Source organism: Chitinophaga sp. SVR4-12A (genome assembly GCF_056754765.1).
Genome location: NZ_JBPGWP010000001.1, coordinates 5393290 through 5411047 on the forward strand (window position 1 = coordinate 5393290; position 17758 = coordinate 5411047).

A 17758-nucleotide genomic window follows, 5' to 3' on the forward strand; every position below is an offset into this window, starting at 1 on the left:
CAAAAAAATATTGTTTTGTGCTGTATTGTAGCACTACTATGGAAATAGCCGCCCTGGAAGAATTGAAACATTATGTTGATGATGCAAAGATAACTGCACCTGAATTTGAGTTCAACGGAGGGCAGCTTATCCTGACTCCCCATCCCGTGAATTTCAGTATCATTATGAGCTTCCTTATGTTGCCTCTTAGTATAATATTGATACATAAGCAAGAAGATGCGGGACAACCCTTATTATCGACCGCATTAATAGGAATGGCCCTTTACTTACTTTGGTTTGAATACACTGCAAGAAATAAAGTGAAGATCGATTTTGATAACGATCAAATATTGGTAAAATACCAAAGCCCATTCAGGCTGTTGCTGTCTTTCATGAAGGAGCATCGGCAAAGATCATTCCCCATCACCAGCTTGAGTGGATTTCTATATAAAAGAACAGCGCAAAGATCTTCACGATATAGACTATACGCAGAGCGTAAAGATCAACCAGATGTATTACTGATTGATTTTTCATCTGAGGAACATGCCGCTAAGGTGGCAGACTGTCTAAATAAAGCGATGAGAGAAACGGCTAAGAAACAACGTTAAATATATTTTACAGGATGACAAGACCATTCTTGCTTTTATTGCTGCTCACTACCATGTGCAAACCTCAGACAACTGAGGAGAAGGTGAGACAAACCACTTCCGAAGCGATCAGCGCCTTGCAAAATGGCAACACACAGGAGTTTGTAAACCTGCTTGGCGTTGAGTTAGACGTAATAAGTAAAACCGAGGAAATGATAGATTATGATGTGAAAAAGATCCAGCGCCTCTTCCGCGAAAACTATGGTGACAAACCGCCCCGACCTGAAATTACAGACCTATATAACTTCCTGGGAAAACGTTTGATCAGGATCCCATTAAACAACAAACCTTCTGATCTCCTAACAGTAAAGGAAATGCACCTCAACCTGTATGTAGGCCCGCCCAATTTTGTTTCACTACGAAAGCTATCAGGCTACGAACTGATAAGGAATAATTCAGATTCCGCTGCGTTCTACCCCTTGTCACACTGGAAGGAAGCAAGGATCGCAAAATAGGTGCGCTGCAATTATATCGCATGTCTCCCTGACACTTTTCCCCTCATCACAAAAATTTCCTTGTTTTAGTATTATTTTTTATTTTAGGTGTAATTTAAACAAGTAATGTTGCGTTAATCTATAGCGAGTATCAACTGTTCTGTAACTGAATTATCAAACCCTCTTATAACCCAGGATCACAATGCCTTTCCACAAACTATCGTCTATGAAATCCCTGAGCAAGCTTATGCTGCGGAGATCTTTTATTATGCTGCTTGTATTAGCCTGCAGCAGCCTTCTCTTCGGAACCGCCTGCAAAAAAGATAACAACGGACCGGAAGAACTTACCATGAAAATAGATGCTACATTGGACCAGGGAGGACCAGCCCCACCGGCTACCACCGATAACCCCGCCGTGATATACTATATGAGAGCAACTGTGCAGGGCACCAATGAAAAGTTCGGACTGGCTTTAGGAAGAATTGAAGGATTCGAGTATGAAGCAGGAAATGAATACCTGCTCAAAGTCTTAAAAACACCCATAGAAAATCCAAGAGCGGATGGTCATACCGCAACGTACAAGCTGATCGAGATTATATCAAAGACAAAAGTGGGTAATTAAGTACTGAGCGTCTCACTTTTGATGATTGTTAGCATCAGGCAATAAGATTGCCTGTTAACCCTTTATTGTCCTATGTAGACATTCTCTTAACCCAAAAATAAACACTATGAAGAAGCATCTGTTTTATCTGCCCCTTTGTTTAGCCCTTATTATGTTTTCCTGTAAAAAAGAAGCTGATAAACCCAAAAGCCCGCCGGGCGCTGACGGAAAATCTGAGTTAGTTACCCTCAAATCCGGTGTAGTTGTAGAAAAGAAAGGAAACAAATATGTATGGGGAGGTGATATGACCCTGTCATCCACCCAGCTGAAATCCCTCGATGAAAAAGGCACTATCATCCCCGAATCAAGCACTAAGCCGGGACCGGACCTTTCCATCCACCCCGTTTACAACATCCCCATGAAAGCAGGCGCGAATGGTACCGCCGTTCCCCGCGCGCTCAGTATCTATCCCACACCTTACAACATGTGGGCAATGGTGCGCTTTGTTTACAACGCAAACCTGCCATGGATCATGAGAATGTCAATCAGCCAGGCACTCCATGATATTGAAGCGGTGTCCAATGTAAGGTTTTACAATGCCACAGGCCAGCCCACAGTTGACCCTGTATATGGTTTTGAATATCCCTACATTGATTTCGTTTATGTAGGCGCTGCCGATGTAAGCGAATCTTATGTTGGCCGTATCGGCGGACGCCAGGAAATATCACTGGCCGATTTCGCTGCCTGGCAGCCCGGCGCCATCACACATGAAGTTTGCCACGCTATCGGTATGTTACACGAACAGCAGCGTCCTGACAGGGATAATTTTGTTACTGTTAACTGGTCTAACCTGACAAGTGATGGGGCGGCGCAGTTCCAGAAAAGGACCACCAATTATCTCTACATGGGCGCCTATGACTTTAACTCTGTAATGGGATATTCTTCTTTTACAACAAGTACCAGTGCCGTGTACGATGTTAACCAGCCGATGTATACAAGGCTTGACGGTAGCGAGATCAACCAGGGTTGGCAGATGTCGGATAACGACAGGGCATGGGCCAACTATCTCTATATCCCTTACATCGCCCGCTCAGATGTGTACAGGGAATTAGCTGATATTGTTTACAAACCGGATAACACTATTATGTCGCCCCAGGAAAGACTTGACTTCCAGGCCTACCTGAATAATGGCGATCCTAATCCTCCTCCCGGTGGCCGTATCCCAAATGATTTTTAAACAAATTCATTTCACCTGGTTGTTAGGCGCCGTACTAACAACCAGGTTATTTTCATTTCAAAATATACACCGGTGTTCAGATTGCTTTTTTGCTTTATTACCCTCCTGTTGAATGTCGCCATTGTCCATGCACAGGAGCACAGCTTTACTATTTCCACCGGGGGAGCGGCCGATATCAGTGATTTTAACTGGTCCATCGCAGGCAATATGCAGGGGGAGTCGCCCAACGTCTTATCAGAACTGCATTTTAATAAAGTAACATCCCTGGGTATGTATATAGAAGGCAGTTACCGCCCCCTCAAATGGCTGGAACTAAACGGATCCTGGCAGAAAAATGGAACGGTCAGCGGCGATGGGGTAGATAACGATTATGAGGGCGATAACCGCACGCACCCCAGCTATGATCAAACTTTTACCAGCAACAGGGGATGGCTGGAAACTTTTACGGCCGGAGCGCATGCCTTTTTTCTTTCCAGGGAAATATATCGCCTGAAGGCGGGCTTATTTTACACCTCCTCCACGCAAAACTATTACCTCCTCAATCCCGATCTCGAGGAGCTGCGAAGCACCTATACCGCAAAATGGTATGGCCCTAAGCTTTCAATAGGCGCAGATTACAGCTGCAGTAAAAAATGGAGGCTTACTGCCGCCTTTGCATATTGCCTGGTAAAATATAAGGCAGAAGCCAACTGGAACCTGATAGCCGCATTAATGCACCCGGTGAGTTTCAGGCAAAAAGCGAACGGCAATATGTTGGATGGACAGCTGGGACTTAGCTACGCACTCAACTCTTTTTGTTCCTTGTCGCTCACTGGCCTCATCGGTAGGGCGGAAACACGTAAAGGTCTTGATGTTACCTATATGAGGAATAACAACCAGATCTCCACCCGATTCAATGGCGCACACAACAATTACTACGGGCTGAGAATAGGAGCAGGCATCAGCTTCTAAAAATGTCTTACCTTTGAATTATATAAGCCCCTTGCAGGGCATTCAAGGTAAATACGGGAACATGGAAAAGGGAATACCAACGGAAAGCCTCCTGCAGTTCTATGAAAGAACAGGCATGGAGATCCCGCAGGACCTGCTGCGGGGCGCGCCTACCAAAGGCCATTTTAACGCCAAGACGGCTCAATGCCCCCTGCCTAAATCGCCCTTTAACCGGAGGGATTATTACAGGATCTGCCTGAGCAGTACGGGGATAGGCAATACCAGGGGCATACTGGTATATAATGACCAGGAAATACCCTTAGACCAGCCATGCCTGATCCTGACCAACCCCGCCATACCTTCCTCGATTGAAATCACTTCAGGACCGGTGTTCCGCCACTACTGCTTTTTTAATAAACCGTTCATAGAAGGTTATATCCCACCGGACGTGCAATATGCCTGTTCCCTGTTTAATCCTTCCGTGCATCCCGTTATCGTATTGTCGCCCGAAGAAAGGGAACGCATCAGTGTATACTTTAAGGAAATGCAGGCACAGCAGGAGTCCGAATATCCCTTTAAATGGGATATGATCCGCAATATGCTGCAGCTCCTGATCCATGAAGGCATCCGCCTACAGCAAATGCAGCTATCTCAACCCGGTATTATACAAGACCGCCTGGTGAATGCCTTTTTCACCTTGCTGAATCAGCAGTTCCCGGTTGATTCTCCCCGGAACGCACTGAAGTTATTGATGCCTTCGCACTTTGCAGACCTGCTCCATGTGCATGTGAACCATCTTAACAGCGTAATAAAAAAGCACACGGGTAAAACAACCCGTACCATCATCCAGGAGCGTATCATTGCAGAAGCAAAAGCCCTGCTGAGAAATACAGACTGGAACATCGCTGAGATTGCGTACGCCCTTGGTTTTGAATATCCTTCACACTTTAATAAATTCTTTAAGCACTATACTGCAATAGCGCCCATGGAGTTCAGGCTGGGCAGCGTAAGCACCCCTGCTTATCATCTTTGATTTATATAAGGATACCTTTGAACCGTATAATCCGGCGGCGCCTGGGTGAAGTATCTTTGCATTATCACCAACTAAGCGTTTCACAGATGAAAAGAATCAAAGCATCCAGAATAGGTTTGAACACCATTGTTGCACTAGGTTTAATTCCGCTTTCCGGCTTTGCCATGGATATTTTTATTCCATCATTGCCCGATATGGCAGCAAAATTACAGGCTACGCCCTCCGCTATTCAGTTAACACTCTCCCTGTTCATCATCAGTTATGGTGTTTCCCAATTGATCGTGGGAGGTTTGATAGATACCTACGGGCGGTACTGGCCTAATCTTATATCCATGCTGGTATTTAGCATAGCAAGTTTCGTAATAGCCTATTCCTCCAGCTTACAGGTCATTTACGCCATGCGGATCTTACAGGGTTTTACCATTGCGGTGATCGCAGTAAGCAAGCGCGCCTTTTTTCTTGATATGTTTACAGGAGAGCTGTTGAAGAAATATACCAGCATGTTCTCTGTTATCTGGTCTATAGCGCCGATCGTAGCGCCTTTCCTGGGAGGTTTCTTTCAAACAGGCTGGGGCTGGACCTCCAACTTTATCTTCCTGGGTTGTTTTGGCCTGTTCTTCTTTGTAATTGAACTGATCGTAGGAGGAGAATCCCTCAAGGCAGCACAGCCATTTAGTCCGCGTACCATCCTTACCGCTTATGGCAATATGCTGAAAACGCCGGATTTCACCTCCGGGATGATCATACTGGGGCTCACCTATGCGATGGTATTGCTGTATGGAATGTGCAGCCCCTTCCTCATCGAAAACCGGCTGCATCTTGCCCCCACCGTAACAGGTTACTGTTCGCTCTTCTCGGGCGTTTCAGTGATGATCGGCGGCTCGCTTTCAAGAATGCTGATCGACAAACCTTTCATGAGGAAACTGCTGCTGGCCAGTGGGTTGCAGCTGATAACAGTAGCCGTGCTGATACCACTCACGATCTATTATCACAGTTTATGGACCCTGTTGCTTTATGTCTTCCTGCTACATAGCGCAGGCGGATTTATCTTCAACAACCTGATGTCCTATTGCCTGATCCGCTTCCCGCAATATGCAGGTAAAGCCAGCGGACTGGTAGGCGGTGGCTTCGGCATCGTAACTTCCATTTTCAGCTCGCTATTGGTAAACACCGTTAACATCACCAACCAGGCAATGCTCGGCTGTGCTTACACCGTATTAGCTGTGCTCGTGCTGCTGATATTGGTAAAAACAAAATGGAAAGATGCAGAAGAACTGAACCTTAAACCCGCTGTTTCCGGTGGAAAATAAAACTACTGTCAACTGACAACTGACAACTGTCAACTTTCTACATCCCCCAGCTCTCGCGGTCCAGGCTTCTGAACTGTATCGCCTCAGCGATATTCTCTTGCTGAATATGCTCACTGTCTCTCAGGTCTGCAATGGTCCGGCTCACTTTTAGGATCCGGTCATAAGCCCTGGCAGACAGTTTGAGCTTATTGATGGCGTTCTTCAGCAATGTGCCGCTGTCATGATCCAGGCGGCATATTTGTCTTAACAGCTTGCTGTTCATCTGTGCATTGCAGTAAATGCCTTCATATCCCGCAAAGCGTTGTGATTGTATCTCCCTGGCACGTATCACACGCTGTCTGACCGTATCGCTTGATTCTCCCTGGTCCTGCGCATGCAATGCTGTAAAGGATACCGGTGTCACCTCTACGTGAAGATCAATACGATCCAGCAGCGGGCCGGATACCCTGTTCAGGTATTTCTGCACCAGGCCCGGTGCACAGGTACAATCCTTATCCGGATGGTTGTAGTAACCACATGGACAGGGATTCATGGCCGCGATCAACATAAAGCTGGCAGGAAAATCAACAGCGGTTCTCGCCCGCGAGATGGTTACCTTTCTTTCTTCGATCGGCTGCCGCATTACTTCCAGCACTTTCCGTTTGAACTCAGGCAGCTCATCCAGGAATAGTACACCGTTATGCGCCAGTGATATTTCACCTGGCTGCGGAATAGAGCCACCGCCTACCAGCGCTGTATCGCTGATGGTATGATGCGGGTCGCGGAAGGGACGCCTGGCTATCAGCGAAGCATGTTCCGGCAGCTTGCCCGCTACAGAATGGATCTTGGTAGTTTCCAGCGCTTCGTGCAGGCTTAAGGGTGGGAGAATGGTAGCGATCCTTTTGGCCAGCATCGTTTTACCCGCGCCCGGCGGGCCAATCATCAGGGCGTTATGCCCGCCTGCTGCCGCTACTTCCATGGCACGTTTCACCAGGTACTGCCCTTTTACATCGCTGAAGTCTACCTCAAAATCCCGCTGGGCAGCCAGGAATTCCTGGCGGGTATCTACACGAACAGGCTGCAGTGAGCGCGGGTCCTGCAGGAACCCGATCACCTCGCGGATATGCGATACCCCGTATACATCCAGCTCGTTCACCATGGCTGCCTCACGGGCGTTCTGCAAGGGCACTATGAGCCCCTTGAAACCTTCCCGCCTGGCCTGTATGGCAATAGGCAAGGCTCCTTTAATAGGCTGAATGGTGCCGTCAAGCGACAGCTCTCCCATGATGGTATACTGTGATAAGGCTTCGCCTGGCATCTGCCCCGAAGCAGCAATAATGCCAAGGGTAATAGGCAGGTCATAGGCAGAACCGGCCTTCTTAATGTCTGCCGGGGCCATGTTCACTACCGTGCGGAAACGCGGAAAACGGTAGCCCAGGCTGATAATGGTAGATTCAATTCGTTTCTCGCTTTCTTTTACAGCGTTATCAGGCAGCCCCACTATAAAGAAACGGGTGCCTTTCGGGAAAACATTCACTTCGATGGTGATGCTTATTGCCGCAACGCCCTGTACCGCGCTGCCAAAGGTTTTAACAATCATGGATGATGATATGGTTGGTAGGTGACGAAAATAAATGAATTATTTGATATGCAGCACGCTGCCTTTATAATGGAAACGCAGCTCCGAAGTTTTCTGCAGATGTTCCAGTAAAACAGACAAGGGCTTGTTTTTATGGATCACGCCGGAGAAGCGTTTATTAACAATACCGGGGTTATCCAGCACAACGTTTACGCCGTACCAGCGGGGTATTACCCTGGCAATCTCCTGCAGGGGCGTGTCGTGAAAAAGGTACTCATCCTTCAGCCAGGCCAGCACTTCGGTTTTGTCAAATGTCCGTACCTCCATACCCTTCTGCGAATCATACATGGCCTGTTTGCCCGGCTGCAGTGTCCGGACCTCATTACCGGCCTTTATCTTTACGGCTCCTTCCAGGAGGGATACGGTTGTTCGTCCGTCATGGTAAGTGTTTACATTGAAGGTGGTGCCGAGTACTTCTATGACCGACTGCGGCGTGTGTACAATAAAGGGCTGGCCTGCCTTCCGCGCGATCCTGAAGTATGCTTCGCCATTTACCCTGATCTCCCTTTTGTTACCTTTAAACGTGAATGGAAAGCTTAAGGTAGTGGCAGCATTGAGCCGGATCTCTGTCCCCTCCGATAATAGAAGTGTATAACTCTTCCCCGGAGGGATGATCAGCGTATTGATCATTTCATTACCGGCGGCAGTAAATGTCAGCGTATCGTGAATACGCCGCAGATAAGCGTTTTCCAGGCGGATGCTTTGCGGGCTGTTATTACCCAGGCTGATCATCCGGCCATTACCCAGTTGCAGGCGCACTTCCCGGTTGGCGACAGGCACTGGTTCAGGTCCCTGCCGCCGCAGCTCCGGCCAGAGTAAGCAAACACTCAATAGCAGCAATATAACTGCCGCATACCCTATGTCGCAGAATAATTGCTGGCGCCTGTGTTGGCCCCGGTGCAGGGAGACGACCACTTTTTCAATAAATTCCTCATGTCGGGCAGGGTCAAGCGCCTCGCGCCCGGCAGGCGTGGAGAAGGTAGACTGCAGAGAGGCCCAGGTACTGGCAACGGCAGGGTCCTCGCTGATAAGCTTGTCTATAAGCGCTTCGTCAGCTGGACTGATATTGCCGGATATTTTTTCAATTAAGAGGATGTGTATATCTTCACTATTGTATTCCATCGCCCCCAAAACGTTTTCTTAAAATGCTGATCGCACGGGTTAGCTGCGACTTGACGGTATTCACGCTCACGGCCATCTGTGCGGCCACTTCACTTTTCTTTTTATTTTCAATAACGATCATGTGAAACACCCTTGACGCCTGTGGCGGCAGGGCGCTCATATAATAACTTACATTTTTGCCTACAGGCGCCTGGAGGCACTCCGGCAGCGGAGGATGGATGTACTCCTCTCCGTACGCCGCATATTCCCGGGTTTTGCGACTGTATACTTCCTGTTTGTCCAGCGCGTCATTACAACGGTTACGGACAGACTGGTAGAAGAAGTATTTAACAGACCGGTCGATATTGATCCGGTGTCGTTTTTCCCATAATGCCAGAAAGAACTCCTGTACCACATCCTCCGCCAGCTGGAGGTCTTTCAGCCGGAAGTAGGCTTCCGTCCTCAGGGGCATACTGTACTTCTGGAAAAGCGCACGAAACCCCGCTTCCTGGTTGTTTTTCATTTGCTGGAAAAGAAGTTGGTCATTATCTGCAACCATGATCAGACGATTTTAACCGGTCTCCGGATAATATGTACGCGCTTTTGATCACAGTGGTTTTATAAAGGCCTCCTACTAATTGAAAAATCCCGTAAATTTCTTACGTTAACAAGTAATTAACTAGAATGTGGAATTTTTAAATAATCTTCCGGTATGGTGAAAAATGTTAGGTATCCTTACACCCTTTTTGCAAATTGAACCGTCTCATAAATGTCCTGTGAACAAAAGATTTCCATACCCCGGTAAACGGACTAACCTATGGCTGGTGATCTTACTGCTTGCCGGCAGCTTGTCCTGTTCCTATGCCTATGGCTTTTATCAGGCCAAAGATAAAGTAACGGTGTGGGGTGATGATATTGCCCTACGTGAAGTTTTTTCTATCATACAGAAACAGACGGGCTACCATTTTTTCTATTCCGGGGAACACCTGGATAGCCGCGAAAAGATCAGCATCCATGTAAAGGATGTTCCACTGGACAGAGTGCTGCAGTCCCTGTTCAAAGGCAGAGGACTCGAATGGACCTACAGCGAAAACGTAATTCTGATAAGAAAAGCAGCAAAGGCTGACAGGATATTAGCGGAGGGGCGGGACTCCCTCCTGACGATGATCACAGGCAAAGTAACCGATGCAGCTGGCGCTCCCTTGGTGGGCGCCACTGTGTTGGTGAAAGGAACAGGCAGGGGAGGAGTCACCGACGAAGAGGGCAGGTTCTCCCTCCCCCAGGTAAGCACCGGCGCCTCACTGCTCGTTAGCTTCGCGGGGTACCAAACCCGCCAGCTGAAAATAAGCTCGCAGGCAGCGCTGAACATACAGCTGGAAAGGAACATTATCGACATAGCAGGTGTATCGGTGGTGTCTACCGGTTACCAAACGCTTCCCAAAGAAAGAGCTACCGGCTCGTTTGTGAAAATTGGCAATGACCTCCTTAGCAGGAGAGTGAGCACCGGGATACTCGACCGCCTGGAGGGTGTCAGCAGCGGGGTGCTGTTTGACCGCCGTGATCCGGCTAATCCACAGATACAGATCCGTGGCCTTTATACCCTTACCTCTACCATTGCGCAACCTTTGATCGTAGTAGATAATTTTCCTTACGAAGGTGATATCAACAACTTCAATCCGAATGATGTTGAAAGCATCACTATCCTGAAAGATGCTGCGGCAGCCTCCATCTGGGGCGCTAAAGCAGGAAACGGTGTAATAGTGATCTCTACTAAAAAAGGCAGCTTTGAACAACGGCCCGTTATTTCATTCAATTCGAACATAACCATCCTGGATAAACCTGATCTATTTACCCTGCCTCAGATACCCGCTTCGGACTTTATTGATCTGGAGCGGTTTTTATTTGATAAGGGCTTTTATAATAATCAGCTCAGCAGTCCGAGGCGGCCTTTGACACCTGTAGTGGAACTATTGGCAAAACAAAGGAACGGCGAGATCTCCCCCGCAGAGGCAGATGCCGCCATCAATGCCTTACGGAAGGTAGATGTAAGGAATGATTTCGAAAAATATATCTACCGCAAAGGCGTCAACCAGCAATATGCCGCCAGTATCAGTGGAGGCGGTAAAAATGTAAAATATTTCTTTTCAACAGGGTTCGACAGGAACCTTACCACACTTAAAGGAAATGATTACCGGCGTATCACCATCCGTTCAGATAATACCATACAAGCCTTACCCAGGCTGCAGCTGATGGCTGGTGTGCAATACACGCAAAGCGATCAGGCCAGTAACAGCCTTGGGGGATATGGGACCGTGAATTACCGCCTGCTGAACAGGGCCCTGCCTCCTTATGCGCGCCTGGCAGACAACAATGGTAATCCCCTCACAATAGATAACAAGTACAGGACAACCTTTCTCGACACCGTAGGCCATGGTATGCTGCTCGACTGGAGATATCGCCCCCTGGAAGAACTGAACTTGAATGACAATACCACAGATACTAAGCTTTTGCTGGCTAACCTGGGCGCGAAATACGATATCCTTCCTTCGCTCAGCGCTGAAGTAAAGTACCAGTATCAGCGGACAGACAGAAACTCCCGGGTATACCACGATGAGCGTAGCTTCTATACCCGCGATCTGATCAACCGCTTCACACAGCTTGGTAGTGGAAGCCCGGTATATATCGTTCCACGCGGCGGCATTCTTGACCTCGCAAATACCAACCAGGAAGGCCATATGTTAAGAGGCCAGCTGAACTTTGACCACCGCTGGCGCAGTAAACATGAAGTGGCCGCCATCGCCGGAGCCGAGCTGCGGCAGCTCCATACCCTTGGTAACAGCTACCGTGTCTTTGGATCAGACAATCATACCAGCGCAACGAATGTAGATTATGTGAGCCTTTATCCGCTCATTACAGGCGGAATGGACGTCATTCCTTCCTTTGCTGATTTTACCGGCCTGCTGGACCGCTTCGTCTCTCTTTACCTGAATGCCGCTTACACCTATGATGAGAGATACACGGTCTCTGCAAGCACGCGCAAAGACGCTTCCAACCTGTTTGGCGTGGAAACCAACCGCAAAGGAGTGCCGCTCTGGTCTTCCGGTATCGGTTGGAAGATCTCCAATGAACATTTTTACAACTCCTCGCTATTACCGTATCTGAATCTTCGTATCACTTACGGCGCAAGCGGTAACGTGAATAACACGATTACGGCGCTTACTACTATTATGCGCAACTCAGCAGCATCCCAGAATACAAACATTCCTTTTGCCTACGTCGCGAATGTAGCCAATCCAAACCTGCGCTGGGAAAAAGTGAAGACCCTGAATATCGGTCTTGATTTCGCATTGCGGGACAACCGCCTTTCAGGCAGCCTGGAATTTTATCGTAAACAATCTATAGACGTGATCGGCCTGGAGCCGCTGGATCCTACCACCGGTCTGGGTACCATACTTACCAATTCCGCAGATGTGAAAGGGAAAGGCATAGAAGTACAGCTGCACAGCCAGAACATCACAAGCGGTGCTTTCAGATGGCAAACCAGCTTTATTCTCAATTATGCCGACTATAAGGTGGGCCGTTATCTTTCAACGGCGCCTACCAACGGCTTTATCAATGATGGTACTTCTATTAATCCCCTGCCCGGCTATAATCCCTATGTGGTGGTAAGCTACAGATGGGCGGGTCTGGACCCTGCCACCGGCGATCCGCAGGGATATATCGACGGTCACGTAAGTAAAGACTATGACGCGCTTACGCAAACACCCATCAACGAACAGGTGATCCATGGCCCCGCATTGCCGCCGGTTTCAGGGAACCTGTTAAATACATTTACCTGGAAAGGCCTTTCTCTTTCTGCAAACATCACTTACAAGCTGGGATATTATTTCAGAAGGAGCACGATCGCTTATGGCTCCTTGTATGCCTCCGGCACCGGTCACAGTGACTACCTGAAACGCTGGCGCCAGCCCGGCGATGAAAAGTTCACCAACGTTCCTTCCATGATCTATCCCAATCCCAGCTTCAGTCGTGATAACTTCTATACCAATTCCGAGATCACCGTTGAAAAAGGTGATCACATCAGGCTGGAAGATATCCGCCTGAGCTACCGCTATCGGAATTACCAGCTATACGCCTATATGAGCAATCTGAATGCATTGATATGGAAAGCCAACAAAGCAGGGATTGATCCGGACGCGCCCTCCGGCCTCAGGCCACCCCGTACCATTGCACTGGGAGTGAAAGTGGATATTTAATTAAATTATTTGCCAGCATGAAGAGTTATCGCATATTGTCCTTCTGTATCATCACGCTCATCACGTGCAATCTTTCATCCTGTAAAAAGTTCCTGGATGCAAAGCCTGATGACAGGTTGGCTGTGCCCTCTACAATAGCGGACCTGCAGCTGTTGCTGGATGATTATACCCTGAACACGCAATACCCTTATGCACAGGAGCTGGCGGCTGATAATTTCTACTTTACAACAGATGACTGGAAGACCCTGAGCCAGCTGGACCGGGATATTTATAACTGGCAAAAGGACGACCAGACACTCGACCGTTGGGCGGCCGCTTATCAGGCAGTGCTCAAGACGAATGTGGTCCTGGATAATATTGGTGATGTGCAGCACAATGTAAGCGAACAGCCCGCCTGGAACAATGTTAAAGGCTCCGCACTGTTCTTTCGCGCTTTTTACTTTTACGGTGTTGCACAGGTATTCACCTTACCCTATAATAAAAGCAGCGCATCTACCACCATGGGTATACCCTTACGCCTCAACGCAGATTATACGGAAGTGTCTGTAAGGGCCAACCTTGAAGCAACTTACCAGCAGATCATAGCAGACCTGCAGCAGGCCGTACCCCTGCTGCCCTTAACGCCTGCCATTAAAAGCAGGCCCTGTAAGCCAGCTGCTTACGGGCTGCTGGCGCGGGTGTACCTTGATATGCAGGATTATGCGCGGGCGGGGGCCTATGCAGATTCCTGTCTGCAGCTCTATAGCCGGCTGATAGACTACAATACCCTGGATCCTGCTGCAGACGTACCCATTAAGCGTTTCAGCGATGAAGTGATCTTCGAGGCTTTAGCGCCGGTTTCCGACATCGCGGCGTCATTATACAGGATAGATACGACTCTATACGCTACTTACAACGCGAATGATCTTCGCAGGAAAATATATTTTAGTAACAATACTGGCTTTACCACCTTTAAAGGCGACTACAGCGGGCTGGGTACCCTCAGCAACATCAATATTTTTACGGGCATTGTAACCGATGAAATGTACCTGGTAAAAGCAGAATGCAACGCAAGGGCTGCCAATACTGCTGCTGCCATGCAGGCATTGAATGCATTACTGCAAACAAGATGGAGAACAGGCGCCTTTGTTCCCATCACCGCCACAGGTCCGGCAGATGCGTTGCAGAAAATATTAACGGAAAGAAGAAAGGAACTGCTCTTCAGGGGCGCCCGCTGGTCAGACCTGCGCCGCCTGAAAGACGATCCGCAGTTTACAATAAAGCCCGTGCGCATACTCGATGGGCAAAGATATGAGCTGGCTCCCAACAGCCCCCGGTATGCATTACAGCTGCCGCGTTCCGTAATCGAAAAAACGGGAATGCCTCAGAATCCATGATCAGATAACCATATGTGAAATGTTGACAGCGACCTTCTTAAACATGCAACTGCTGTTGCAGGCTATCATCCCTGTGCATCAGCAGGGGCTGAGCGTTGGAGATAAATGTCCCGACCTTGTCATTTCCTCCATCATAAATTACCCCGGCAACAGCGCCCGCCTTTCTGATTTCAAGGGAAAACTGGTGATACTCGACTTCTGGTCTACCTGGTGTCTTCCCTGTGTAGCGGCCTTGCCTAAAATGGACTCACTCCAAAAGGTTTTTGGCGATAACCTGGTTATCCTGCCCGTCACCGCTCAGAAAAAGGAAATGATAGCAACTTTCTGGAAAGCCAACCGCTACACCAAATCACTTTCCATTCCTTCGGTGGTGGAAGACACTGCCTTAAGTGCATCCTTTCCGCACGATGGTGTACCGCATGAAGTATGGATAGATGGCGACGGCATTGTGCGCGGCATCACCACTGAGCAATATGTGAATGCTGCTAACATTCAACGCCTGCTGAACGGCGAAGCGGTCAACTGGCCTGTAAACAGCACCAACTATGATTTCCGTTACGAGGCTCCGCTGCTCATGCCCGCTGATAACGGCCCCGCCACACCGGGAAGTGTATACTATTCCGCTATTACAGCATACCTGCCATCTGGTCTCAGATCCATGTCTGAATTCAGTACAGACAGCGCCAACAGGTATGTACGCTATTACGCCATTAATCAGCCCATTATCGGTCTTTATAAGCAAGCCCTGAAGTACACTGCGCTTTACGGACATCATAACCGCTTCATAGTAGAAACAGGAGATTCCGCCCGCTTCTTTTACGATCCCGGTAAATACTATTACGAAGAGTGGATGGCGCGCAACGCTTACACTTATGAAGCCCGCATGCCGTTGCATACATCGGAAAAAGCCATGCTGACCGCCATGCTCGCAGATCTCGACAGGTACCTTGGGCTACGTGGACGATTTGAGCAAAGGCGGATGCATTGCCTGCGATTGGTGAAAAAGAAAAACGGTCTTCTCCCGGCACTAAGTGCGAATGCGCCTCCGCAGAGTAAAAGAGGCATCCTCCTGTTCTCCGGCATAGATGAAATGGTGTTGTCCCTCAACCTGACAGAAGGCATTCCGCCGGTCATCAATGAAACAAACATAAAAACGCCCGTAGTGCTAAGCCTCAACGGGTCATTGCTCAAAGATCTGCCAGGCCTTCGTGCGGCCTTGCAGGCTTACGGGCTTGACCTGCTGCCTGCACTGCGTGAAATGGAAGTGTTCGTGCTCTCAGAATAAAAAAGTCACCCCAATTGCTTGCGAGGTGACCTTAACGCGGCTATCGGCCTTCATGGTTTCTCCTTTAGCAGGCTGCCAACGCTTGAGCCGCCAGTATTGAAATAAGTTACAAGCTGATTGTCGAGGGTAGTGCCCTGGGTGATCACCGGCAGGCTGCCACTGGTTTCCGCCTGGATAGCACAGAGGCGTACGTTACTGCTGCACTCAAAAGGTGCGGTAGCGCCTGCTGCAATATAATTATTCACGTTCCTTGCTTCAGTAATGTTGGACGCAATATCGTCGCCTCCATCAGAATAAAGGAACCATTGCACGGCAAATGTGCCACGCACTTTTTTACTGGCCTTGGTATAGGTTACTGCTCCTACCGCAAGAACAACGGCTGATAAGCCAATACCAAATTTTTTCATACAACAAAAAGGTTTAAGGATTATGCAAAACGCCTACTTTTTTATACAGGTTTTCGGCACTGCCTGTTTATTATAAGGATAAACTGGTGCGCCGTGCTTCCCGGCTAAGCCGGATACCTGCTAAAGCGAGCAGGGTAAAGGCGATATTGAATACCAGGTGCTGTTGCCACGTTAGCCGGCTGATCACTCCCCCGCATGAGCAGGGCAGCTGCGCAGTAAAGCAGATCATATAAGCCAGGTACAACGTGAAGATCAGCATCAGCAGAAATGCTGCATACAGGCCCACGCGCCGGGTGCCTGGTATGAATAGCAGTAAGGAAACCAGTATTTCGCTGACAGGTATCAATATAGACACGAGATTTGCATAACCCGAGATCAGCGGTGAGCTGCGAAGTACAAGACGGAAAAGAGCAATTTCACTGAGCTTGCTCAGGGCCGTGTAAAGAAATAGCAATATAAACAGGCCCCCGATAATTTCTGCAATGAGTTTTCTGGACATAGGAGTAGTTTAAGGCTCCGTGCCTGCAATTTTGTTGCAGGCAGGACGCGCTTCTCTAACGTTGGCTACATTTCAGGTGTCGCCGTAAAGCTACTGCAAAAATCCTTTTCCTGCCATACTAACTCCATTAGTTCTGTGCACCCGGGGAGGATATCCGTAGAATTTTTTAAAGTCCCGGGTAAAATTGGTCGGCATATATCCCAGCTCTGCTGCAATATCCGACACGCTTTTGTTGCTCTGCAACAACAGCTGCATGCTCTTCTCCATCCGTTGTTTGTGGTGGTAATTCCAAACGGTGGTCATGTAGTATTTCTTAAAACCCTGTTTCAGTTTTGACTGGCTGATACAGAAGTTGCGGGCCAGCTGGGCAAGGTCTGGCCTGGTATCCAGGCGGTTACAGAGATAGGCGCGGATGGTCTCGAACAAACGGCTGTTGGCATCGCCCGCCGGACGGCTTTCCCTTTCCATCTCATCCAGCACCAGCGCCTGTATTTCAAGCAACTTGCTGTAGAGCTGGATCTCCGTCGTTTTTCTATCTGGCGCAATGTGGATCACTTCGTGGATGAGCTGGTAGAGTTTATTACGGATGATACCCGAAAGAGGCGGTAATACATCCGGTCCGTCAATACCCCAGGAAGCGTACAAACCGGGATTTAACTGAATCTCATGCGTGGCATTACGCAGTTGCAGTAAATTATACTGCCCCTGGTACAACCGTTGTGGCCGGGCGCCGTTGATGCGGCAATCCACACTGCCCTGCAGCATGCAAAAAAGAATAGCGCCCTTATCCTCAGACGAAAGCCGCAGTTTTACAGGTCCTTTCACAAAGATCCAGTGGTGTGAGAGCGTGTAGTTCCTGATCGTAACTTTCTGTTCAAGGATCACTGCTACAGGAGTGGAAGATAACAGGCTTTTTGCAAAAGGGTACTGGTAGCTCTTATAGGGGGCCGGTATCTCATCACTTGTATTGATCAAATGCGCCGGCACATCGGGAAAAGAGTACTTCATGAGTGCGTGATTTTGGTTAACATGATGATTATAAAAC

At 48.5% G+C, this 17758-nt stretch carries 16 protein-coding genes; 10 read left to right on the forward strand and 6 right to left on the reverse strand.

What is annotated here, in order from left to right:
* Window positions 1–38 precede the first annotated feature (38 nt).
* The 7 genes from ACR9Y8_RS21925 (at window position 39) to ACR9Y8_RS21955 (ending at window position 6171) form a co-directional block, all read left to right on the forward strand.
* Window positions 39–587, forward strand: a complete 549-nt coding sequence (locus ACR9Y8_RS21925; protein WP_481215397.1) for a hypothetical protein — start codon at window positions 39–41, stop codon at window positions 585–587.
* Between the two features lie 14 nt (window positions 588–601).
* Window positions 602–1081 carry a hypothetical protein gene (locus ACR9Y8_RS21930; RefSeq protein WP_481215398.1) on the forward strand — a complete coding sequence of 160 codons (480 nt, stop codon included), beginning with the start codon at window positions 602–604 and terminating at the stop codon, window positions 1079–1081.
* 205 nt (window positions 1082–1286) lie between these two features.
* A complete protein-coding gene (locus tag ACR9Y8_RS21935; RefSeq protein WP_481215399.1) occupies window positions 1287–1682 on the forward strand; it encodes a DUF4377 domain-containing protein in 396 nt (131 codons plus the stop codon).
* A 106-nt stretch (window positions 1683–1788) separates the two neighbouring features.
* On the forward strand, window positions 1789–2898 hold the full coding sequence (locus tag ACR9Y8_RS21940) for a M12 family metallopeptidase (RefSeq protein ID WP_481215400.1): 1110 nt from the start codon (window positions 1789–1791) through the stop codon (window positions 2896–2898).
* A 72-nt stretch (window positions 2899–2970) separates the two neighbouring features.
* On the forward strand, window positions 2971–3849 hold the full coding sequence (locus tag ACR9Y8_RS21945) for a hypothetical protein (protein ID WP_481215401.1): 879 nt from the start codon (window positions 2971–2973) through the stop codon (window positions 3847–3849).
* A gap of 61 nt (window positions 3850–3910) precedes the next feature.
* On the forward strand, window positions 3911–4861 hold the full coding sequence (locus tag ACR9Y8_RS21950) for a helix-turn-helix domain-containing protein (protein ID WP_481215402.1): 951 nt from the start codon (window positions 3911–3913) through the stop codon (window positions 4859–4861).
* Between the two features lie 86 nt (window positions 4862–4947).
* Window positions 4948–6171, forward strand: coding sequence for an MFS transporter (locus tag ACR9Y8_RS21955; RefSeq protein WP_481215403.1), 1224 nt, complete (start codon window positions 4948–4950; stop codon window positions 6169–6171).
* Window positions 6172–6208: 37 nt separating this feature from the next.
* Here the strand turns inward: ACR9Y8_RS21955 and ACR9Y8_RS21960 are convergent, their stop codons facing one another.
* The 3 genes from ACR9Y8_RS21960 to ACR9Y8_RS21970 are packed head-to-tail and all read right to left on the reverse strand — an operon-like array spanning window position 6209 to window position 9449.
* On the reverse strand, window positions 6209–7750 hold the full coding sequence (locus ACR9Y8_RS21960; RefSeq protein WP_481215404.1) for a YifB family Mg chelatase-like AAA ATPase: 1542 nt from the start codon (window positions 7748–7750) through the stop codon (window positions 6209–6211).
* Between the two features lie 39 nt (window positions 7751–7789).
* Entirely contained in the window at window positions 7790–8911 is a 1122-nt protein-coding gene (locus tag ACR9Y8_RS21965) for a FecR family protein (RefSeq protein ID WP_481215405.1), read from the reverse strand.
* Window positions 8898–9449: an RNA polymerase sigma factor gene (locus ACR9Y8_RS21970; protein WP_481215406.1), complete on the reverse strand. Its 552-nt coding sequence runs from the start codon at window positions 9447–9449 to the stop codon at window positions 8898–8900. The genes ACR9Y8_RS21965 and ACR9Y8_RS21970 overlap by 14 nt, the downstream gene beginning before the upstream one ends.
* Window positions 9450–9714: 265 nt before the next feature.
* On the opposite strand from ACR9Y8_RS21970, the gene ACR9Y8_RS21975 reads away from it, so the two are divergent.
* From ACR9Y8_RS21975 to ACR9Y8_RS21985, 3 genes are read left to right on the forward strand one after another with little or no spacing between them, the layout of a single operon-like run.
* Complete coding sequence (locus tag ACR9Y8_RS21975) at window positions 9715–13146, forward strand: SusC/RagA family TonB-linked outer membrane protein (protein WP_481215407.1); 3432 nt, start codon at window positions 9715–9717, stop codon at window positions 13144–13146.
* 17 nt (window positions 13147–13163) lie between these two features.
* Window positions 13164–14522 (forward strand): RagB/SusD family nutrient uptake outer membrane protein, encoded by a 1359-nt coding sequence (locus ACR9Y8_RS21980; protein WP_481215408.1) that lies wholly within the window; start codon window positions 13164–13166, stop codon window positions 14520–14522.
* A gap of 19 nt (window positions 14523–14541) precedes the next feature.
* Window positions 14542–15807 carry a TlpA family protein disulfide reductase gene (locus tag ACR9Y8_RS21985; protein WP_481215409.1) on the forward strand — a complete coding sequence of 422 codons (1266 nt, stop codon included), beginning with the start codon at window positions 14542–14544 and terminating at the stop codon, window positions 15805–15807.
* 50 nt (window positions 15808–15857) lie between these two features.
* Here the strand turns inward: ACR9Y8_RS21985 and ACR9Y8_RS21990 are convergent, their stop codons facing one another.
* From ACR9Y8_RS21990 to ACR9Y8_RS22000, 3 genes are all read right to left on the reverse strand, one after another.
* Window positions 15858–16214: a hypothetical protein gene (locus ACR9Y8_RS21990; RefSeq protein WP_481215410.1), complete on the reverse strand. Its 357-nt coding sequence runs from the start codon at window positions 16212–16214 to the stop codon at window positions 15858–15860.
* A 70-nt stretch (window positions 16215–16284) separates the two neighbouring features.
* Window positions 16285–16713, reverse strand: coding sequence for a MauE/DoxX family redox-associated membrane protein (locus tag ACR9Y8_RS21995; RefSeq protein ID WP_481215411.1), 429 nt, complete (start codon window positions 16711–16713; stop codon window positions 16285–16287).
* A gap of 90 nt (window positions 16714–16803) precedes the next feature.
* Window positions 16804–17721, reverse strand: a complete 918-nt coding sequence (locus tag ACR9Y8_RS22000; protein WP_481215412.1) for a helix-turn-helix domain-containing protein — start codon at window positions 17719–17721, stop codon at window positions 16804–16806.
* Between the last annotated feature and the right edge of the window lie 37 nt (window positions 17722–17758).